The organism is Olavius algarvensis spirochete endosymbiont (assembly GCA_900608495.1).
Classification (GTDB): domain Bacteria; phylum Spirochaetota; class Spirochaetia; order DSM-2461; family DSM-2461; genus UBA2779.
This window is the reverse complement of record UWYT01000029.1, coordinates 14,558-35,763: the sequence shown is the minus strand read 5'-3', so window position 1 is coordinate 35,763 and position 21,206 is coordinate 14,558. Positions and strand designations below refer to the sequence as shown.

Annotated in this window: 17 protein-coding genes; 6 read left to right on the top strand and 11 right to left on the bottom strand. The window is 48.4% G+C overall.

Going from position 1 to position 21,206, the window contains the following annotated elements; genetic code table 11:
- Nucleotides 1-111: 111 nt before the first annotated feature.
- Nucleotides 112-2,475: a type I DNA topoisomerase gene (gene topA, locus S1OALGB6SA_RS00410; RefSeq protein WP_052080146.1), complete on the bottom strand. Its 2,364-nt coding sequence runs from the start codon at nt 2,473-2,475 to the stop codon at nt 112-114.
- Nucleotides 2,476-2,727: 252 nt separating this feature from the next.
- Here topA and S1OALGB6SA_RS00405 point away from each other — a divergent pair, with 252 nt between their 5' ends.
- The gene (locus S1OALGB6SA_RS00405; RefSeq protein WP_195910208.1) at nt 2,728-4,245 is read left to right on the top strand and encodes a UDP-N-acetylmuramoyl-L-alanyl-D-glutamate--2,6-diaminopimelate ligase; all 1,518 of its coding nucleotides are present in this window, start codon (nt 2,728-2,730) and stop codon (nt 4,243-4,245) included.
- A 22-nt stretch (nt 4,246-4,267) separates the two neighbouring features.
- Here the strand turns inward: S1OALGB6SA_RS00405 and S1OALGB6SA_RS00400 are convergent, their stop codons facing one another.
- Nucleotides 4,268-4,711, bottom strand: a complete 444-nt coding sequence (locus S1OALGB6SA_RS00400; RefSeq protein ID WP_230204322.1) for a divergent PAP2 family protein — start codon at nt 4,709-4,711, stop codon at nt 4,268-4,270.
- A 57-nt stretch (nt 4,712-4,768) separates the two neighbouring features.
- Here S1OALGB6SA_RS00400 and S1OALGB6SA_RS00395 point away from each other — a divergent pair, with 57 nt between their 5' ends.
- Together S1OALGB6SA_RS00395 and S1OALGB6SA_RS00390 are read left to right on the top strand one after the other, a co-directional pair.
- Complete coding sequence (locus tag S1OALGB6SA_RS00395) at nt 4,769-5,884, top strand: hypothetical protein (RefSeq protein ID WP_037563167.1); 1,116 nt, start codon at nt 4,769-4,771, stop codon at nt 5,882-5,884.
- 75 nt (nt 5,885-5,959) lie between these two features.
- Entirely contained in the window at nt 5,960-7,027 is a 1,068-nt protein-coding gene (locus S1OALGB6SA_RS00390; protein ID WP_195910207.1) for a D-alanine--D-alanine ligase family protein, read from the top strand.
- Nucleotides 7,028-7,030: 3 nt separating this feature from the next.
- Here S1OALGB6SA_RS00390 and S1OALGB6SA_RS00385 read toward each other — a convergent pair whose 3' ends face one another.
- Both S1OALGB6SA_RS00385 and S1OALGB6SA_RS00380 read right to left on the bottom strand, forming a co-directional pair.
- Complete coding sequence (locus S1OALGB6SA_RS00385; protein WP_037563169.1) at nt 7,031-8,152, bottom strand: hypothetical protein; 1,122 nt, start codon at nt 8,150-8,152, stop codon at nt 7,031-7,033.
- A gap of 3 nt (nt 8,153-8,155) precedes the next feature.
- The gene (locus tag S1OALGB6SA_RS00380) at nt 8,156-9,181 is read right to left on the bottom strand and encodes a lipoate--protein ligase family protein (protein ID WP_037563170.1); all 1,026 of its coding nucleotides are present in this window, start codon (nt 9,179-9,181) and stop codon (nt 8,156-8,158) included.
- A 764-nt stretch (nt 9,182-9,945) separates the two neighbouring features.
- Here S1OALGB6SA_RS00380 and radC point away from each other — a divergent pair.
- Nucleotides 9,946-10,620: a RadC family protein gene (radC, locus tag S1OALGB6SA_RS00375; protein ID WP_124032186.1), complete on the top strand. Its 675-nt coding sequence runs from the start codon at nt 9,946-9,948 to the stop codon at nt 10,618-10,620.
- Nucleotides 10,621-10,684: 64 nt separating this feature from the next.
- Nucleotides 10,685-11,173, top strand: a complete 489-nt coding sequence (gene ndk / locus S1OALGB6SA_RS00370; RefSeq protein WP_124032185.1) for a nucleoside-diphosphate kinase — start codon at nt 10,685-10,687, stop codon at nt 11,171-11,173.
- A 7-nt stretch (nt 11,174-11,180) separates the two neighbouring features.
- Here ndk and S1OALGB6SA_RS00365 read toward each other — a convergent pair whose 3' ends face one another.
- Together S1OALGB6SA_RS00365 and S1OALGB6SA_RS00360 are read right to left on the bottom strand one after the other, a co-directional pair.
- A complete protein-coding gene (locus S1OALGB6SA_RS00365; protein WP_124032184.1) occupies nt 11,181-12,041 on the bottom strand; it encodes a J domain-containing protein in 861 nt (286 codons plus the stop codon).
- Nucleotides 12,038-13,231 (bottom strand): peptidogalycan biosysnthesis protein, encoded by a 1,194-nt coding sequence (locus S1OALGB6SA_RS00360; RefSeq protein ID WP_124032183.1) that lies wholly within the window; start codon nt 13,229-13,231, stop codon nt 12,038-12,040. Before S1OALGB6SA_RS00360 ends, S1OALGB6SA_RS00365 begins: the two co-directional genes overlap by 4 nt.
- Nucleotides 13,232-13,368: 137 nt before the next feature.
- Here S1OALGB6SA_RS00360 and S1OALGB6SA_RS00355 point away from each other — a divergent pair, with 137 nt between their 5' ends.
- Nucleotides 13,369-15,006 (top strand): flagellar assembly protein A, encoded by a 1,638-nt coding sequence (locus S1OALGB6SA_RS00355; protein ID WP_124032182.1) that lies wholly within the window; start codon nt 13,369-13,371, stop codon nt 15,004-15,006.
- Nucleotides 15,007-15,081: 75 nt separating this feature from the next.
- Here the strand turns inward: S1OALGB6SA_RS00355 and S1OALGB6SA_RS00350 are convergent, their stop codons facing one another.
- From S1OALGB6SA_RS00350 to S1OALGB6SA_RS00330, 5 genes are all read right to left on the bottom strand, one after another.
- A complete protein-coding gene (locus tag S1OALGB6SA_RS00350) occupies nt 15,082-15,798 on the bottom strand; it encodes an RNA methyltransferase (protein WP_124032181.1) in 717 nt (238 codons plus the stop codon).
- A complete protein-coding gene (locus tag S1OALGB6SA_RS00345) occupies nt 15,779-16,612 on the bottom strand; it encodes a Cof-type HAD-IIB family hydrolase (protein WP_124032180.1) in 834 nt (277 codons plus the stop codon). The genes S1OALGB6SA_RS00350 and S1OALGB6SA_RS00345 overlap by 20 nt, the downstream gene beginning before the upstream one ends.
- Nucleotides 16,609-18,735: a TRAP transporter permease gene (locus tag S1OALGB6SA_RS00340; protein WP_124032179.1), complete on the bottom strand. Its 2,127-nt coding sequence runs from the start codon at nt 18,733-18,735 to the stop codon at nt 16,609-16,611. Before S1OALGB6SA_RS00340 ends, S1OALGB6SA_RS00345 begins: the two co-directional genes overlap by 4 nt.
- A gap of 73 nt (nt 18,736-18,808) precedes the next feature.
- A complete protein-coding gene (locus S1OALGB6SA_RS00335; protein WP_124032178.1) occupies nt 18,809-19,792 on the bottom strand; it encodes a TAXI family TRAP transporter solute-binding subunit in 984 nt (327 codons plus the stop codon).
- A gap of 142 nt (nt 19,793-19,934) precedes the next feature.
- Complete coding sequence (locus tag S1OALGB6SA_RS00330) at nt 19,935-21,176, bottom strand: GAF and HD-GYP domain-containing protein (protein ID WP_124032177.1); 1,242 nt, start codon at nt 21,174-21,176, stop codon at nt 19,935-19,937.
- Between the last annotated feature and the right edge of the window lie 30 nt (nt 21,177-21,206).

Genomic DNA, 21,206 nt, shown 5'->3' with positions numbered 1-21,206 from the left:
ATGAGCCACAGGTTTCCAGTAACTTTCGTGAATCCGGCTTCAAACAGCATGCGATATTTGGCTATTTCGAGCTAAAGCGAGTCATCAGATGCCCTCGGACGCAGTTTTCTCCTATTTTTGTAAGGCAAGCTTCTTGGTGTTTCGACACTTCGGAAATCCGGTACATGCCAAAAAAGGGCCCCGTTTGCTTAAACGGACTATCATCGCACTGCCACATTTCTCACACTTGACTCCATTGGCCTTGGGCAGGGAGACGGGTTTGCCATCTCGGATTGGAAGCTCCCTTCGACAATCGGGATTTGGGCACACCATCGCCGGTCCACGCATCTTGGATTTGACTTCCATCGGAGTATCACACTCGTCGCAGTCCAGCTTTATGTCTGGCAAAAAAACGGGCCGTCCTTCCGCGCTTAAATTTGCAGTCGTTTTACACTCTGGGTATCCGCTGCAAGAATAGAATTTCCCGAAACGGTTCGACTTGAGAAACATCAATCGCCCGCATTTCGGGCATGTCACAGGTTCCTCATCAATCTCGCCGTCATCATCGCCCTCTCCCGGAAAAGACATGACACCCTTGCACTTGGGATATCCCGAACAGCCCAGAAAGGCTCCAGATTTAGAGTAGCGAAGTACAAGCGACTTCCCACATGCCGGGCATTTCTGTTCACCCTCCCAAGTCCTGCCCTTCAGTGGTTCGGATTTTTCAATAGCCTCCTCCACTCGAATCGCGAAGGGCTTGTAGAAATTGTCCACCAATTCCCGCCAGTCAATCTCACCTCTTTCAACGGCATCGAGATTGGTCTCCATCTCAGCAGTGAAACGATAGTTTAAAATATTCGGGAATTCCTTGAAAAGGATATCGTTTACGGCAATACCCAACTCGCTCGCATGAAAGGCCCGCTTTTCTAAGCGGACATAGCCCCTCTCTCGAATCGTTTGAATAATTGCTGCATATGTGGAAGGTCTCCCTATGCCTTGTTTTTCAAGTGCTTTAACTAAGGATGCCTCGTTATAGCGATAGGGAGGATTTGTCCAGTTCTGTTCGTTCCTCAAAGCATCCAAAACCAAAGTTTCACCTTTAACCAGGGATGGCAAATCTTGATATTCTTCCTTCACTTTTCGAATCTCAGGGGCTAATACTGTGAAACCATCAAAAAGTGTAACTCTGCCCTTGGCTTCAAATTCTCCCTTAGCTGCCGTTAGTTTAATCGTGGTAACAGAATAACGTGCATTCTGCATCTGACTCGCGATGGTTCGCCTCCAGATAAGTTCATATAGTTTAAACTGCTCGTTGCTGAGAAAAGATTTCATCAGTTCGGGTGTACGATGCACCGAAGTAGGTCGGATAGCCTCGTGCGCATCCTGCGCCTTCACACCGCCCTTCGGCTTAGTTCCATATATCAATTCCGACTTGCGCAAATACTGGGGGTATTCCCGAGCAATCCAATTGCGAATTTCACTCACTGCCTCGTGATCGAGTCGATGTGAATCGGTTCGCATATAAGTAATCAAACCCACGGGGCCCTCATTGATTTCAATACCCTCGTAGAGCTTCTGGGCAACTTGCATAGTTTTGCGTATGCTAAATCGCAACTGACTCGAAGCTGTCTGCTGCAGGGTGCTTGTAATGAATGGCGGGGCAGGACGGGAGGAAGTTTCCTTGTTCTGCACCTCGAACACTGTATAATCGGCTCCTCGAAGAGCCTCCTCCACCCGCCTTGCCTCGCTCTCTGTTGAAGAAAATTTTCCCCCCAAACCAAAATTCTCACCCTCCCAAGTTGTAAGCGTCGCCACAAATGGACTCGCATCCTCCTTAGTCGAATGCAAGTCGGCCTCGATTTTCCAATACTCCTGGGGTACAAAAGCTCCAATCTCCCGTTCCTTCTCAACAATCATCCTCACCGCAACCGACTGGACTCGCCCAGCCGAAAGTTTCTTGGCAACCTTCTTCCACAAGAAGGGAGATAGATTGAATCCCACAATTCTATCCAGCACCCGCCGTCCTTTTTGAGCATCCACAAGCCTCATATCAATCTGTCGCGGATTGCCTAGCGCTGCGGTTACTGCCTTCTTGGTAACGGCCTGGTAAGTAATCCGCATAGCTCTTCTATCATCCAGCTCAAGGGCTTCCTTTAAATGCCAAGCAATCGCCTCACCTTCACGATCCGGATCCGGAGCCAGATAAATCTCATCGGCTTTCGCCACTGCCTTCAACAGCACGGCTACATTTTTCTTTTTGGCCGGAATAATTGTGTAACGCGGCTCATAACCATTCTCAAAATCTATACCGAAAGCCTTCTTCCCTCTGCCCTTGGATTCAATATCCCGTATATGTCCCACAGAAGCATGTACGGCATAGCTATGACCAAGAAGCTTACTGATCGTATTTGCCTTCGCCGGGCTCTCAACAATAATCAGCCTACGCTTGGAGATCGATTTCCCACTATATTTCTCAGTCATTTTTTTAACTGGCATCCGCCTCTCCTAATAATCTGAAATAATCATGCCGAATATACAGCAATTTTGCCAGAAATCAATCCCCCACCGTCCCTGCTGAATAATCAACTGTGAGAATGAAACAGCAGCACTGGCCTGCTAATCCTTAAACCAACGTGCTGACTCAGTCAACAGGACTGCCGTTAGTCTATGACAACCAGGAACTCCGTCCTCGCTGTGACGTTATCGAAATATTGCAAGACATCACAGTCCGGTGTTAGATTGCATCCTATGGGAAGAATGCCACTTGAATACTTGATACCAGTGCTAAGCCCCTTAAATATTCGCGGTGATACAAAGAAAACAATCTCCTCAATAGCTTTCAACTCCAAACAAGCCAGTTCAGGTACGCTCTTTTTCGCACTCAGCGGCATCCACGTTGACGGACACCAGTACATCGATAGCGCCATCGAAAAGGGTGCTCAGGCAATTATGCATTCCAAGGCTCTGGCCACCTATCAGCCAGGGATTACGTACATACAAGTGAAGAATGCCAAAAGGGCTTTATCCCGAGTTTCGTCGGCCTTCTACCAGCACCCCTCACAAGAGCTCACGACAATCGGAGTAACCGGAACCGATGGCAAAAGCACTACTGTCAGTCTGATAAGACAGCTACTGGAATATGCCGGCATCCCTACTGGTATCATATCCTCCACCACATTCAAAACTGGTGGTGAAGAGAAAATGAATTATCTTCGTCAGTCAACTCCTGAGGCGCCCTACATACATGCCATGCTTCGAGAGATGTTGAACAGAAATCAAAGTCACGTTGTAATAGAAGCTACAAGTCACGGTCTTTCTCCCATCAATTGTCGCCTGGATGATGTGAAATTTGACGTGGCGGTGTTTACGAACCTCAGTCGCGAACATCTTGAGTTTCACGGGAACATCGAGAACTACCGGGAAGACAAGACAAGACTTTTTCGAATGATGGCAAAGTCCAGAAATCCCAGAGCCTTTGGGGTGGTGAACGCAGATGATGAGGCAAGCGAATACTTTGTTCGAGCAGCCGGTAAGAGAACAGTTCTTCGCTACAGCATTAGAAATCAAAACGTCGATATTTTTGCCACAAGGCCTGTAGTCACACCTGACGGCACAGAATTCCTGCTCCATACGCCAGAACAAACCTCACAATGCAGAATCAGGCTCCCCGGCCTGTTTAACGTTGAAAACACCCTGGCAGCACTCTGCACCGCCGCTGAGTTAAAAGGCATAAACGTACATGAATTCACTTCCAAACTGCCCGAGCTGCGAGGTGTAAAGGGTAGAATGGAAACCATTAGGGGCAATATGGATTTTCACGTGTTTGTGGACTATGCACACTCTCTTGGAGGTTTCAAAAAAGTACTCCCCCTCCTGAAAACCTTCTGCACAGGCAGATTAATACTCATTTTTGGAACTGCCGGTGAGCGAGACCCGGAGAAACGACCCCATCAAGGCGCGGTTGCAGCTAAATATGCAGATATGGTTTTCCTTAGCGATGACGATCCTCACAGTGAAAACCCCGAGAAGATATTGACGGACATTGCCAGAGGCGTCGCCACCATGACTCTGGGAGAAAATCTTTTTCTGATTCCGGATAGAAGGCAGGCAATATTTGAGGCAATGAAGCGAGCGCGGAAAGGCGACGTAGTGGCGGCGCTGGGCAAGGGACATGAAAGCTCGATTATTTACGCAAACCACGTTCTGCCCTGGGATGAGGCAGAGGTATGCAGGGAGGCACTGCGCAGTTTGAATTTTGAAGCCTAAGAGAGTGAATCGGATGCAGGGTTCACTCCTGGATGTAGCGAACCAGGAACCCCATTGCGATTCCTATGCCGGAGCCAACCAATATCTGCGGATAGGTGTGCCCCAGCAGGGTTTTCAATGCCCTGGGTCTCTCCTCATCATTGAAGAGATGAGAGAATTGCTTTACCAGTTCGTTGAGAATCTCGGCATGTTTGCCCGCCGCCCTGCGCACACCGGCCGTATCGTAGACAACAATGACGCCGAACACAAGCGCAATGGCAAAATAAGCGCTTCCGACACCATGGTTCAGCCCGACTGAAGTGCAAAGAGCCGCCATTGTGGCTGAATGTGAAGAAGGCATGCCTCCTGTTTCAGTCAGGCGCTTAATCACCCAGCGCCGCTCGGTTGACAGAATAAACAGAACCTTCAAAATCTGTGCAACCAGAATCGCCAGAATAGGTGAAAGAATCATGGGATTGTTCAACAATATTGAATTCCTCAAAGATACTTGGCTTACTTGTTGCAAGACTTGTAACCTGGCGTTATGAGAAAGCTCTCCATATTCACTACGTTTGCTCTTGCACTGCCATCCCTTGTAGCCACCTTAGACAGCAAAACGATTATAACTGAATGGACTGGTGTTTTCTATACAGTAAATTTGGCTCATTTTGCCGATTGGCCGGACTTGGATGGGAGCATACCGATGGATGTTTCTGCTGTGGCTAATAGGATTTGGCTGATTTGGCCTCACACAGTAATCAATCTAAGCGCTGGTGGGATGTTAGATACTAAATCTCTGCTTTCGCTTTTTTCGAGCCAAACTGCAAACTGGAACGAAGGAAGGTGGTCTCCGGAAAATGGGATACTTTCCTCCAAAGGCGATTGGTTAGGATACCTTGAAGACAGATTCTACAGACTGGATTTGCTAAGCGCGAAGGTGTGGAGTACCGATTGGAAGGGGGGGCCGGTGGAATCCCTTTTAGCGGCTCCGGATGGAAACCTGATAGCGCTTATCGACGCAAAGGCATACTATGTGAACTTATCCAACCATAAACATATCTTAGTAAGCGCTTTGGATTTCAATGTCCCTCCGATATTAGCCGTGTCCACCCAAGAGCCTGAGCTTGCCTGGTTGGATAAAAAGGAAATCCACCTAGTCTCTTTAAAGGATGGAAGTGAAGAAATCATCCCGCTGGCAGCCGGTGCCCTGCCATCAGGAAATCCATGGGGCGCTTCCTGGTTTGGCGGCAGTCTCGTGCTCGCCTATCCCAGCACACTCTGCGCCGTGGATTTATCACTCGAAAGGCCGCCCCGAATATCCAAATTCGAAGCCGGGTGGCTGCCAAGGCGTTGGTACAGACTCCGCGGGGGAGGAAGCCTTTTGCTGGTTCACTCTCCGGAAAACGAGAAACTTCGGATATATGGAGCCGGGGAGCCCACCGCACCACTCCCCAGTTATAAGGATTTTCTCGCTGAGCATGCCATCCCTGCCGGTCGGCTCCTGGAGGAAAAGGAAGAATTCGAGGCCGCGGTGCAGTATTACAACTGGACACTGCCCCAAATTCGAGACTTCCGCTCCAAATACCCCCTTGAAAAAGTGTGGGCGGAACTTGAACACGAACTGGTTGAACGGCGATCAGTTTTACTTCAGATAGATTAATCTGCAGGTAACTTGGTTTACATCCCAGTCTTGCCACACTTGCTAGGAAGAAAACCTCATGCAATGATAATCACCATGGCCAAAATTGCACTTCTATATGGCGGACGCTCCAGTGAGCACGAGGTGTCTTGCTGTTCGGCGGCATCGGCACTTCGAAACCTGCAACCCAATCATAAACCGCTATTAATTGGCATAGACCGGGACGGAGGATGGTACTTCCAGAATACGCCATCACAAATTCCACGGGCCTTGGAGGTGAAGATTGATGCCGCTCGGCAGATATTGGTTAAACCCGGCAGTGGTTTCACCCTGCCGACCGGACAGGAATTGCCTGTCGACGTAGTAATCCCCCTGCTGCATGGTAAATTCGGAGAAGATGGCATCGTGCAAGGTGTCCTGGAAACAGCCAGACTACCCTATGCGGGTTCGGGCGTGCTTGCCAGCGCCATCGGGATGTGCAAGGAAACCACTAAGCGAATTTGGAGGGATGCGGGGCTGCCTGTAATCCCCTGGGAAACACTTCACAAAAATGCTTCTAAGCAGGGTATTGACGAGCTCAAGACAAACTTGTTCACGAAATTGGGTTCAAGGCTATTTGTCAAACCAGCCGCATCTGGCTCCTCACTGGGTGTCAGCCTGGTTGCGAACCCTCCGCAATTGGAAACGGCTTTGGAAAACGCCTGGAAGTACGATGAGAAAGCATTGGTGGAGAAGGCAATTCAAGGCCGCGAGTTAGAGTGCTCGGTGAGTGGCTACATGCATCCGAAGTCCTACCCGCCAGGCGAAATAATCCCAACGAACCAACACGGTTTTTACGATTATGATAGCAAATATATCGATCCCGACGGCGCGACGCTCATGGTTCCGGCAAAGCTGGATGCCGTCATGACAAGAAGAATAAAAGAAATCGCAATTCTTGCCTTTGAGGCCATCGGGGCAGGAGGTTTGGCGCGGGTGGATTTCCTATTGGAGGAGAAAGGCTCAACGCTCTACTTAAATGAGATAAACACCATGCCAGGCCTAACCCCAATAAGCCTATTTCCGCGCATGCTGGAAAAAGGGGGAGTGGATTTCACGAGCGCGCTGGAAAAACTAATCGATGGCGCGCTTGCCGAACACGTGCGAAAAGAAGTGCTGCTTTAGATATTAGAAATCCCAGTTATAGACAATCGCTAAACGTTCAAGCTCCACATACTTGTCACCCGTGGCATCAAAGCGTCTAAACCATCTGGCATATACTGTCTTCTCTGTATAGTGTAAACCGTTTCGGAATTGAAGTAGAAAAGCAAGATTGTGGCCCTCCTCAAATTCCAGATTGAGAATCGGGCCAAAACGCCAGTTATGTAAGTCCGAACCCCAAGCCTCCACCTCGGGTAAAGCAGACTTAGGCGGTTCTGCTGTCTGATAATCGGCGTTCATCGGAGCAAGCTCGCGAATACCCCTGGATAACCAGAACCAATGCTCCGCCATAAAACCGATGAAATTCACTTGCCAGGGAGGTTGATATCCAACGATGTAGTTTCCCCGATACTCCCAACCATTGAAATTCTCGCCCCTGTCAGCTCTCCAGTACCAGGCCTCCAGGGTGTTCGCCCGGGAATAGTGCATGTACCTAGTCTTTGCGTTCGCCGAAAACACGACGTGGTTCCATTTACCCGGCACCAGCGCCGCCAAATCGAATTGTATGGTTCCGCCAACAAAATAGAAACCCGCCCAGCCTAGCCTCTTCGTATTCGTAATATCATCTCTATCATTCAGAGCGAGCCCCTCCAAATTCAGGAAGTGCAAGGGCCAACCGAAACCTCCCGCCACTCCACCCGTTAACTTGAAAAACGCTATGGGGGTGAACTGTATTTCGGTTTCCAAATGCAGACTGACAGGGGATAAAATGGGCCTAACCGTGAAGGCGATATTGTTGTCTTTCATGAGGGGGCCTTCAGCAGCAAATACTTTCTGCTTCATCCGAAGCTGATAATAAAATTCAAATTCAACAGCACCCCAGCCATTTCCCAGCCTTCGTGAAGCAGGATTTGAATTTGACCAACCATAGTATCCACCGTTCCACTGGGTGCTGTCTCCGGGAGATTTTGGATTATATGAAGGCGGCAAAAAACCGGATGCACTGAAGGCGTCGCTCTTATTATCATCCAGATAATAGGCGAATTTAGAACCGAAGCCGTGGCTGAACTCCCATCCTGCAAGATCTGCCAAAAGGAATAGATGCATCGTAAGCACAAGACTTCGAAATACTATATGCCCTCTTTTCATAGGCTATGTTACAATTACATCCCCATCTGAAACAAGACTCAAATCCAAGTTATTCCAGTCTCCGTCGACTATTTTGGCCAGAGTTTCCAACCAGATAGGTAAATGGGGCCTCCCAGCATCGAGAATTACATCACCCTGATAATCCAAGCCATTCAAGAATTCTGTCTCTGGCGTGAAGCCTTGCGTCAAACCAGAAAACACGGCGGAAAAAATTCGTCCACTTCGAATTTCAAGCTCCAATGGAAAACCTTCAGGCAGGCCATCGTAGGCGAAACGCTCTCGAAATGCGGGCGTTTTACGCCAAATCCAAGTCGTCGATTCATGCTTCTCCAGTGCGGATTCAAATACCGGTTCGCCCAGAAAAGTTAGTGGATCTATCGTAATTGGGCCAATCTCTGTTTCCCACTGGGCCGCCAGGGCGTCTATCACCATCGAAACTGTTATTTCAGGCATCAGCTGCGCGAGGTTCATTACAGGTGAAGGGAGCGACTGTACTCCGCGAACCTCCAGTCCTCGGGGTGAACGCATCAGAAGCCGCTTGATTTGCTGCGTACCGGCGTTTACAAGCAGGGTACCATGATGCATGGTGCGCCCGCCGCTTTGACGAAACGCGCTGCCGCTCACTTTGAATTCCGTGCCGTAATAAGAAGCGGGCCTAGCTATTAAATCGTAGCGGCTATTTATGCTCAGCTCGAAACCAAGCCCATACAACGCGGCCACAATATCATTCAGATTTTCCTCTCGACGCAAATCTGGAGATCCGCTTAGAATCGAAAAGTTAAGATTGCCAGGTCCGTGGACTACGGTCCCCCCGCCGGAAATCCTGCGATAGACGCCAATTCCTTCCCTCCGCGCCAAACCGGTTCTGCATTCGTTCCAGGGATTTTGGAAACGTCCCACCACTATGCATGGTTCGTTTTGATAGAAAAACAGTAGTCGATCGCCGTCCTCCACTTTGGACAGCAAGCACTCCTCCAAGGCGAAGTTCAAGGCCGGTTTTCTGCTTAAGGAAGTATATATTTCACCCATCCGAAGCACTCAACTCCAGCCGGTTTAAAGGCGGGGAACCCATGATAAGGATAAGCTTTCCGGCCTTAACGATCCTTACTTCGAGATTAGCCGTTAGAGCCGGCCTTGCTCATACAGCAGAGGCAAGGAGGACGGCATTTATGAGAAACAGCCTTTTCCCCTCTCACCTGGTGGCGGCGCATCCCAGGGCGCCGTCTCTTACACGGACAAATTCGCATGGACGACATCTTCATCGAGGCCGTGACATGCCTTTCGGACACTGCCGGTATCTGCCACACGGCGTAAGAGCGGGATGCCGGATGTTCCGACACCGTCAAGGACATCCAGCCTGGTGTTTCGAGCACAGCACTCTTAGCGGAAAAAACAGGTTTCCATCACAGGCAACACAGTGAAACAGAATGCTGTGCAAGCTACCAGGTATTCCAGCATAGCTCAAATCTTCTCACCTGGACGCCGCAGGCTCATAGCCCTTGCGATATTAGTGACAATCGCCAAAAGGCTCAATACCTGATAGCCGCCAGTCCTTTGCCTGGGCGCCTTCTTTCCCATCCACCCGGTTGTGTCACACCATCTTCGGTGGAGCGGATTCATCCAGGCTCTGCCTGAAAATTCCCTGCGGGAGGAAACAGCACAAACCTCAAGGACAACGAAAAACGGCTATGCAATCCTGAAGTTGCGCAATTTCATGGAGTTTTTGAACACCAAGTGAAGAAAAAACTACTTCCATGCTAAGAATTTTGTGAAGTTGGGCTGTTATAAGCTGTATGAAAACTTTTGCGTATAAGGACATCGCCGATATGCCCGTAAACGAGCGGCCCAGGGAGAGGTTTGCGGCGCGGGGCGTAAATGTTCTTTCCGATGTTGAACTCCTCGCACTGATGCTGGGTTCGGGTTCGGGCAAGAAAAATGTGAATCGACTGGCGGTGGAACTCCTCAGAGTTGTCGAAAATTCGGGAGATGATGTTAACCTGGATGACCTTGTTGCGATTAATGGAATCGGGCTCGCTCGGGCGGCGATGATTTCGGCCTCCCTGGAATTCGCCAGACGAAGACTGCGGCCCGCTAGAAGAAAAATTGGCCAACCAAGCGATGTGATACCACTTCTTACTCATTGGGCCGATAGACCTCAGGAACATTTCCTTGTACTCAGCTTGAACGGCGCACACGAGGTGATTAGAATCAGGGTTATCAGTCAGGGTATTCTGGATCGTACCGTGGTGCATCCCAGAGAGGTTTTTGTCGACCCTTTGCGCGACAGGGCAGCGGCGATTGTTTGTGCACATAATCATCCTTCCGGCAATAAGGATCCAAGTTCAGAGGATAAGAAACTAACCAAGCAACTTCGACAATCTGGAGATCTGCTTGGAATTCCCTTGCTGGATCACATTATCTTCACTGAGGAAGGGTATTTCAGTTTTCTCGAGAGCGGTATCGTATAGGATGCTGAACCTTGTTGGAGGCCAGTCTGGGCAAAACTAGTTTTATCATCTAAGCTCTGGAATTATGGGAAAAACTTGGGAGCGCAGCCTGGTTCTGGTTAAACCTGATGGTGTAAAAAGAGCGCTTATTGGCGCTATTCTTAGCAAGTTTGAAAACGTTGGACTGACTGTTACCGGTATTAAGCTGATATGGCCCGACTCATCAAGAGCGGAGAAACACTGTGAGAGCCATCGGGACAAACCTTTCTTTGAGGGCCTCGTTGGACTTCTAACCTCGGGACCTGTCGTTGCCCTCGTTTTGGAAGGTGCGCATGCTGTTTCTGTTATAAGGAAAATTGTCGGGGCGACAGAACCCAAAGAGGCGATTCCCGGGACCATCCGTGGGGATTACTGTCATATGAGTTACGAACGGAGCAGGGAGCGCCTGGGTGTTATCCCGAACTTGATTCATGCTTCTGAAAATTCGACCAGCGCGACTGCTGAAATTGCTGTTTGGTTTACTGAAGACGAAATAGTGGAAGGCTATGCGCGTTTTGATGAAGGGGTTATGTGACTCAGTCTTAACTGGTTTCTTCCCGGAAGTTTTCATAAGGTCTTTCCCGACTATGGATTTTTCCGGTCTGCCAATATCCTTGTTCTTCCAGGTTTGCAATTGCTTCTTCCAAGCCGGGCAACCTTGGAGAAAGTTCATGGGCTTCAAAAAGTTTTTTGGCGGCCTCCTGGTAGCGACCAATCGATAGTAGCAATTCTGATAGAAGCTTACGCAAGCGGGCCGCCTCTTTGGGGGGGTAGGAAAGGTGTATCATGTCATTGAGGAAGGTAATCCTCAGGTGATTATCTTGATCTCCCGGGAGTTGGTGTTTCACGATTAATGACATTCTCTCCAGCACTTCCACAAAGAAGTGTCTAAAATATGGGCGTTCCTCTTCCAGCCGCGCTATTCCCCTTAACAATCTGTAGGCTTTTACAAAGGAATTCTGTTCAAGGTATACTTCGGCCAGCAGGAAGGCGTAGTCCATGAAATCCTCTCTGCCAATATGCTGCAATAGGGAGAAGCATCCGCTGCTTTGAGCCTCTTCAAATAGTTTGACGGCTTGAGTGCCCTCATCATGCAGCAAATCGAAGCAGATTAACCGGGCCAGGCTTTCGGGATTATCCTTTCGGGCGTTTAGAAAGCTTCTATAATCCCAATCCCACTTCGAGCTGGTTTTTTGGCTACTTCGACGGCTTTGATTGTAGGCATCTCGGGTTATTTGGTTGGAAAGAACCTCATAGGCCTCCTTGAGGGCGAGAAATTTCGCTGTTTGATCGTTGTTGCAAAGGTCGGGATGTACCTCTTTGGCTTTGAGCCGATATGACCTGTGAATTTCCGCTTTGCTGCAGTTTGGGCATAGCCCTAGGATGTTATAGTAGTCTTTCATGTTGTTTTGACGCTTTGTCTTGCCCAAGGAACCGAGTCATTGAGTTGCTTGATCAGATTTGATTCCTCTTGGTTGCATAGACTGGCGAAATGGCTGAAGTACTCACGCACTGCCTTGTTCGTATAATCATGGTAGCTGTTGAAGCAGTAGCTCCGGAATCCTCTTCTTGCCTTATGGCGTGAGCCCATGCCAGGGTCGTAATCGCTTATCCGCTGTGTTATCGCGTATTCGATCGGCGTGTAATAGCAAAGTTCAAAATGAAGATTCGGGATATAGAACATATCTCCCCAGTAACGACCGTAAAGATGCCGATTTTTACGAATCAACATACTCATTGCAATAGGTATTTCGTACTTAGGCATGTAGGCGGCTATAAGAACGATGCGGTGAGCCCAAACCTTGGCTATGTAACAAAACCATTCCTCGTTTAGGAAGAATGCGCCCCAGAGACCAAAATTCCGATTTGTATTGTGGTAGAATTTGAACATCAAACTCATCAGATAGCTATCGATTTCTTCGCCTGTATATATGCGAACTGTAATGCCTTGATTTCGAATGGATGCACGCTCTCGGACTATGTTGCGGCGCTGATTTTTGTTGAAAGAACATAGATAATCGTCAAAGGTTTCGTAATCCTGGTTTAGCCAGAGGAAGTATTGATGACTCCATGAATTTAGATTTTCCACTTCCTGAAGTCTTTTGTCAAAACATGAGCTCGGAAAGAGGATAGAGGCCGAACCGTATTTGCTCTGGTAGGTGAATTCTCTCATTCCCTCCATAATGCATGAGTTCTGTTCCTCGATGTCGGCTTTGTCGCTGGTTAGGAATTGATATCCAGGACAGGGAGTAAACGGCAGGGTTGCTACGAGCTTCGGGTAGTAATTAAGCCCTGCTCCAATTACCTGGGCGGCTATAGCGTGATCGAAGATAAACTCGCCGCTGCTGTTTGTTTTCACATAGGCAGGGGCGGCGCCAATTAGTCCATCTGGGCCATTTAGAACGAAATGATTTGGATGCCAACCAGCGTTCGGGGCTGCGCAACCTGCTAATTCGACAGAATGAAGAAACTGATATTCAAGGAAGGGCGAATACTCATCCTGTTCCGCAATCTGGTTCCACTCCTGCTGTTTTATGGAATCAATGCGGTCCGCTATGGAAAGTTGCATGCTCCTTTTCGCATCAGAGGTCAACTGGAACTCCTAATGGCTCGGTGGAAAACATTATCATTCATATACTGTTGACAGACTAGTCGTCTAATCATGTCCGAATTAAAAAAAGTCAGTTTGGGGATTGTTGAGGGGGGATTAATTGTAGACATAATAATTGCATGGATGCGGAAATTGCGGATCGGCATGGTTTTTCACTGAGATATCAGGACGGGATGGCTGTGCTCATTGTGTCACCCAGGAGAGAGGGACAACGGCAAATCTATGTGGACGACGTTATGGCCCGTATGAAGCTACTGGGCATTCCTTCGGTGCCTGCAAAAAGAATTCGAGAGATTGTCGATAGAGGCAGCGGAATACCGGAGAAATTGGTTGAATGGCCGGCGGGGAAAAGGCTCTGTGCGAAGGTAGAGATTTGGGTGAGTGAGGATGGGATGGAGGCGGTTGCGAAAACTGAGGAAGCAAAATCGGGGGGAGCCGGTATCGATGCTCGAATGATGGATGAGGCTTTGAAATCGGCTGGAGTTGTGCGAGGCGTAGATGAGGCCGCGATGCGAGTTCTGCTGGAGGGGAAGACAGGGGGGAGAAGCATTGTTATCGCAAGGGGAAAAGAGAAGGTGCCGGGAAGCATGGAAACCATGAAATGCCTTTTCATTACCGATAGGGGCAAACCCTGGAAACAACTTGACGGCGGACAGATAGATCTTAAAGAGCTCAATTACATTCAAAATCGTAAGGTGGGAGATCTATTGGCTCATATAGTAAAGGCTATCCCATCAAAGAATGGTTTTGACGTGTACGGCAGGGTAATCGAGGCTGAACCAATAACACCGGGTAGACTTTTCAGCGCCGGATATGGCGTGAGCGAGACGGATGAGGGACTGGTGGCGAATATAGACGGCAATGTACGACTGCTGCAGAATTCCATAGTGATGGAGAGATCCATCCAAATTGAAAATGTCGACTATTCGGTTGGAAATATCGATTTTGACGGTTCGGTGACGATTACTGGAAAAGTAGCTGACGGCTTCTCAGTTCGCGCAAGCGGGGATTTGTATATTCGCAAAACCGTGAGTCGTGCCTATCTGGAAACAGAGAGAAACTTGATTATCAGAGGCGGCCTCGTGGGAGGCGATGGAGAGAGTTGTCATGTTGGCGGAAATTTGTTCACCGGCTTTCTTGAGAATTCGACCGTCAGAGTAGGGGGTGATTTGTTTGTCACCGAGGCTATTCTTCATTCCAACATCGAGGTGGATGGCAATGTTTACCTCAATCGAGGACGCGGGGAAATCATTGGAGGCGTTGCGATAGTGGGAGGCAGTATCAGTTGCCGGCACATCGGCGGTTTACGCGCGGGCCTAACGCGCATATACGTGGGCTGCCAACCAAAACAGCTAAAAACCTTTCGAATTCAGGGCGTTGAACTCAAAGCGCTTCAGGAAAAGATGGAAAATTTGAGCAAGCAGATTAAATACTTGCGTTCCAAACGCAATCCGGATTTGCAAGAGATTTTCGGCCTAACCTCATTAATTACCCAACACCGAAAAAGCTTGAGGAATAAGGCCTTGGAATTCAAGAAAACGCAAAGGAGTTTGAAGGCACCGCCGGAAACGATATTGGCGGTTAGAGGGGGAATAAATTCGGACACTATCATATCTTTCGCACTGGATGAATACCACCTCGCGGGCAAGAATCTGGAGTATGTAATCTTCAAACGGGAAAATGGTCAAACGATAGTGCAGAAACTGCGCCACGGTGAGGATGTGACACTGCCTGAGGCGCCAGGGCATGAAGGGTAAGGGGGCAAGTTTTTCTAATCGACATCACTTTCCTGAACGACGATATTCGAATCAGGTATGCAAGCTCTGTTTCCATCAGGCAGTTCGAAGATATGGAAGCTTACGAAATATCTTCTCTAGTTGTTTGGCTTCCTTTTTACTGAGCTGCGAACGAGCCAGTATGTCCCTGAAAAAGATTCGCGTGTGCTGCCTATCGGCAGATTTGAAATAGTTTAGAGCTTCCAGCGCATCATGAATTGCGGCAACAAGTATCTCAATTTGATCCCGCGTGATGGGCGTGAAAGAACCGACATAATCCCCAATTGACTCACGATAGAGATATGCGGCGACTATCTGAACCGCATGTGATAAATTCAATGATGGAAAATCCGGCGAGCTGGGTATGTGGCAGGCGATATCACACTGATTGAGTTCCTTGTCGCTTAAGCCGGATTGTTCATTTCCGAATACAATCGCACACTTCCCACTAGCGGTTGATGCAATCTTCTTCGCTAAAACTTCAGGTGGCACGCTAGACCATTTTCGTCTGACGCCACGCCTGCGTGTGATTCCGGCTGCAAGCGTGACGCTTCTGAGGGCCTCTTCAAGGCTGGCATATACAAGCGAGCCATCATAGACATCCCTGGCGTGGATAGCCATCTTGTAGACTTCATCTTCATCGAACTCAGCGGGATTAACTAGAGCCAGCTCCAAAATGCCCATTGACTTCATTGAACGGCATACCGCACCGACGTTGAGTGCTCCTTCGGGACGGCAAAGTATTATTCTCAATCTATCGAGGAAGCTGTTCATAAACGGTGATTTCCTGGAGCATAGTCTCCATAACCCTTGCTGCGCCGTCTTGGTCTGCGCTTAAGGTGATGCGGTTTGGAGGAAATTTCGCCATTAGTGCCTGAGGTGCTCCTCCCATTATCCAGGCATCTCCGGTTGCTTCCAACATGGCAAGATCGTTCCAGCCATCGCCGATGGCAGCAGTAGCCTCCCTGGCAATATTGAGAATTCCACATACTTCCATCAGCCCCTTACCCTTATCAATTTCGCCGGCCATCAGTTCCAGAAACCGCGAGTTCGAAAAGGTGATGCTTAACACTTCGTTCGAAAATTGGTTTCCCAATAAAAGTTTGAGTCGCGCCAGTGTATTCTGATTCGACAGCACAATTATTTTCGTGAACTCAAGCGTATGCAGGCTGTCAAAATCGACAATCTTGCCTGGTAGTTTTGTACGAACATTGTAGGCCTTTATCTCCGGCCCCCTTCTCTCGAAGATGAGTTCCCTATGACGATAGGCTATCATCTCACAGCCGCTTGTTCGCACCTCGGCTATCACGAAACTGGCAACGGCTTCGTTCATTGTACTCTCGAAGACGCAGTCACCCACGGGGTTGCCGATTACTACGGCTCCGTTGTAGCATATTGTTGGACCACTTAGCTCCAGAATATCGTAGATTGGTTTGACTGATTCCCAACTCCTACCCGTGGCCAGGCAAACAATGCACCCAGTGCTGCTGATGGACTTCACGGCTCTGATAGTTCTTGGCGCCAAACTGTGATCGGACCTTAGAATAGTTCCGTCCATGTCCAGAAACAATGCCTTTGGCAAATTCATACACTATTTGATATACGCCTGTATCTCCGACTCCGCATTTTCTGTCGTAAATAGAGTAGTCCAAACATGGTTAATAAAATCGCCCCTACCAATATGGTTCCACTCCTGTTCTCTCCGAACCGCGGGATAAGCGGACTAAGCAAATTCTCAGCAATAAACGACGGCATTAAAAGACCAAAACTTATACCCGCCATCAAAACGTATTCCCACCACTTAAGCGATGTTATCATCCAACCCTGTGTAAGTACCGCAAAGGCGAACATAGCGAACATGGCAGTGATGAAAACCCACGTAGCATAAAGCGGATTGTTTATTTCGTATAATAAAAGATCTGTATTGAACATAAAAATAAACGGGAGAATGGCCGTTCTGATGTCGTAGCTGAAACCCTGAACACCGGTTTTTATTGGGTTTGACTTTGCAATGGCGGCAGCCGCATAGGCGGCCAAACCCACCGGGGGTGTATCATCGGCCAAAATGCCGAAAAAGAACACAAAGAGGTGCGCAGCTATCAAGGGAAAAACAACGCCGCTTTTGGCTCCAAGTGCCACTATTACCGGAGCTGTCAGTGTTGCCATAACTATATAGGTGGCCGTGGTGGGCAAGCCCATTCCCAGTAATAAGGATGCAAATGCGGTAATAATCAAAATTAGAAAAAATCTTCCGCCTGAGAGTATTTCTATGGCTTCGGTTATGATTCCGCCAAGTCCAAAAGTAACCACGCCAACGATAATACCGGCCGCGGCCACCGCAACGCTGATTCCCATCATGTTCATTCCGCCGCTAATCAGCGCATCTCGAATTTGAAAAAAGGTTTTCCTGAGCACACCCTTCCATCCAGTCCTTAAGCTCCTTCCGTCTCGATGCACTCTCCAAAGATTTTCAAGCGGAATCAAGATGGCCTGGGCGATTATTGCTCGAAAGGCCGCAAGCGCCGGGGATGTGCGGAACACCACCAGGGATACAACCAGAAAAGTTATAGGAATCAGATAATGGAAGCCACCACTCAGAGTAGACCAAAAACCTGGAATTTCGGACTTGACCATACCCCTTATCCCAAGCTTCAAAGCCTCCAGATGAACTATGCAGAACAGGGCGATATAACTGATAATCGCTGGAATGAAAGCAGCGCGAATAACCTCCACATAGGATATGTTCACGGTTTCGGCAATAATGAAGGCGGCTGCTCCCATAATTGGGGGCATTAACTGCCCGTTCGTCGAAACTGCCACCTCAACAGCGCCTGCCTTATAATCGGGATACCCCACCTTCTTCATCAGGGGGATGGTAAATGTTCCAGTAGTTACGGTATTCGCAATGCTGGAGCCCGATACCATGCCTGTCAGGCCGCTCGCTAAAACCGCGGCTTTTGCCGGCCCCCCTCGAAATCGCCCCGTCAGACTAAAAGCCAAATCGACAAAGTATTTTCCTGCACCCGCCTTCTCCAACAAAGCGCCAAACAGCACAAACAAAAATACTATATTTGCCGATACATGCAGCGGAATTCCGTATATTCCCTCGGTCGACATAGTTATTTTGCTGACAAATTTTGAGAGTGTTACGCTGCGAAAATCCAACCCCGCGGGCATATACTCCGCAAAAAAGCTATAGAAAACAAAAAACAAGACCACCAACATCAACGCCGGGCCCAGGGAACGACGTGCGGCCTCCAAGAGCATAAGTGTCAGTGTAACTCCGAATACTATATCGCGGACAATGGGGCGACCTTGTCTTGAAAAAATCCCATAATAATCCGGATTGATTTTCAATATAAGCAATTCAAATGCTATGTAGAATGCGGCAAGGCCGGCTATCAGGGCCATCACATAGTCTAGAATGGTAACTCTGTTCCTGGTTCCAAGATAGGCCCACAACTTACCCTTCCTTGGTTTCTTTAACATCGGGTGCGTAAGAAAAACCAGAACTATGGCAAAAGTAAGATGTATCGATCGAACGATAGTGCTATTCAGGAGAATAGCACTTGGCAATAAAAGCTGAAAAACCGACCAGAGAACGGCGATAGTCGGCACTAACCATCGCCCCGAGCCTATCTCAATCTTCCGAGCGCTCCCCTCTGCCTCTTCGGCGATACGTCTCGCCTCTGTGAGTTTCTTTTCTTGCATCCCGGCCTTGTCCTCATCATATATAAAAGAGGGCGATTGATTCCCGACTCCCCGGAATTAATCAAATCCTAAGTTATTCGATTAGGCCAACTTCCCGGTAGTATTTCAATGCTCCGGGGTGGATGGGTGCAGAGAGACCTTCAAGCATGCTTTCGTCTGACAATATAGCAAACGCAGGATGAAGTTCCTTAAACTCAGCAAGGTTCTCGAAAACTTCCTTTACGAGCGAATAGACGATTTCTTCGGACACCTTGGCCGAAGTACACAGGGTTGCCTTGACACCGAAAGTCCGGATATCTCCAGTATTGTTTGCGGCAGGATAGTTCGCTTTCACCGGAATCACCGACTTGGCATAAAATGGACGGGAAGCAACAAAATCGTCAACGGCAGGGCCGTGTATCGAAACAAAATGTACCTTTTTGGCACCGGCAGTGGCTTCCTTAAACGAGCCATTGGGATGGCCAACTGTATAAAAGTATGCGTCAATTCGACCGTCCTGAATCATTGCGGCAGCTTCAACCGCCTGCAAACCCTCGGCCTGAATATCCCTGTCGGGGTCAATCCCAGCTAGCATGAGAACATCGATTGCGTTTTTGCGATTCCCTGAACCGGGATTGCCGATATTCACCACCTTACCCCTTAAATCAGCAAGTGTCCAAATCCCGGACTCGTCAGAAGCCAGTAATGATATAGATTCAGGGTGAATCGCAAAGACGGCTCGTAAATCTTCTTGAGGTTCCCCTTCCCACTCTTCCAGGCCTTTGTAGGCCTGATATTGAAGATCGGACTGTACAATGCCAAATTCAAGATCACCTGACATTATCGCGTTTACATTGTACACTGATCCACCAGTCGTTTCTACGGTCGCCTTCAGGTTATACTCATCGCTCTTCCTGTTAACCATTTTGGAGATTGCGCCGCCAGTGGGGTAATAAACCCCGGTGACCCCACCTGTGCCGATAGTAACATAACTGCGCTCTTTCTCGCCATCCCCGTTGCCAAAGACAGCAGCAGAGGCTAAAATCCCCACAATTAAGAATAAGAACACTCGCTTCATAAACTCTCCTTGTATCTTTTTATTTTCTAAATATATATCAGATATCGACGGAGTGCAATACTTTTGCGGAATGCCTTTTGAATGAATTCACCTCATCGGCAGGGTTTTCAAGTTCGATGCAAAGTCATCGGTCGCTACTACGCTATGAATCGGGGAAACGCCGACGAATATCCTGAAGTGTTGGCAGTATACGCAGAAAAACATCGAATAACTCCGGATCGAACTTCCTTCCCCTATCCTTCTTCATTGTTTCAATCACCTTCTCTTCAGCCCAGGCATTCTTATACGCGCGATTCGAGTGAAGGGCATCATAGACATCGGCTATGGCCACTATTCGGGCAAAAAGAGGGATTGCATTCCCCTTTAATCCAGGGTGCTTCTTCTCTTTATCACCAGCAGAACTTCCCGTTAGATTGGTAATCCTTCCCGGATAACCGGACCCATCCCAGTTTTCATGGTGGGAAAGGGCAACCTCCTTGGCAGTGAGATCCAAGTCACTATTGCCCAGAAACTGTCTCGCACCCAGCCAAGTGTGGGATTCCATAGTTTTTCTTTCACTGGAATCGAAAGCGGATTCCTTCTTGAGTATCGTATCGCTGATGCCAACCTTCCCAACATCGTGAAGCATGGCCGCAATTCGCAGATTATCTTTATTCTTATCTATGCTGCCGGATGCTATTCCCCTTTGATTTGCCCAGGCCTCATATATCTCAGTAGCATAGGTTCCAACCCGATTCACATGTGCCGCAGTTTCCTTAGGGTCGCGCAAGCAGGCAAAACCAGTGATGGTGATAAGGAGGTTGCGGGTCATTTGTGCACGTTGAATAGCATTAGTTCCGATTAGGCATAACATCTTGTAGAACGACTCATCTTCTCTGCTAAATGGGATGAACTTCCCATCATCGTCGCATGCATTTAGCAATTGCATAATTCCCAGCAGTTTTCCATCACTGGAAATCAGCGGAATCGTTAGACTGGAAACAGTCTTATAACCTATGCGCCTGTCAAAGGATGGATCGAAATGATAGGGTGCCTCCTTATCGATTGCATACATATTCGGAATATTGAGTGTCTTCTTGTGTTTGGCAGCAAATCCCGCGATGGATTTTTCGTTGATGGGAATTGAAAAAGCAGAATACGGTAGTTTTCGACCATTTCTGAGTTTCGCCTCAAGAGTATTATTTTGAGTGTATTTGAATTCCAGTTCATCATCTTTACGAATATAGATAGTCCCGGCATCGGCGCTGGATTCTCGACGCGCCCGGTATAGAAAGCGTTCCAGAAGCAAATCCAAATCCTTGATACGGCTTAGTTCGTTGTTTACTCCAAGTATTTTGTCGACCAGGAGTTCTAATTGCCTCTCAGTCTTAATTAACCCCTTCATTTGTGTAGAATATTAAGGGAAAAATTCAAT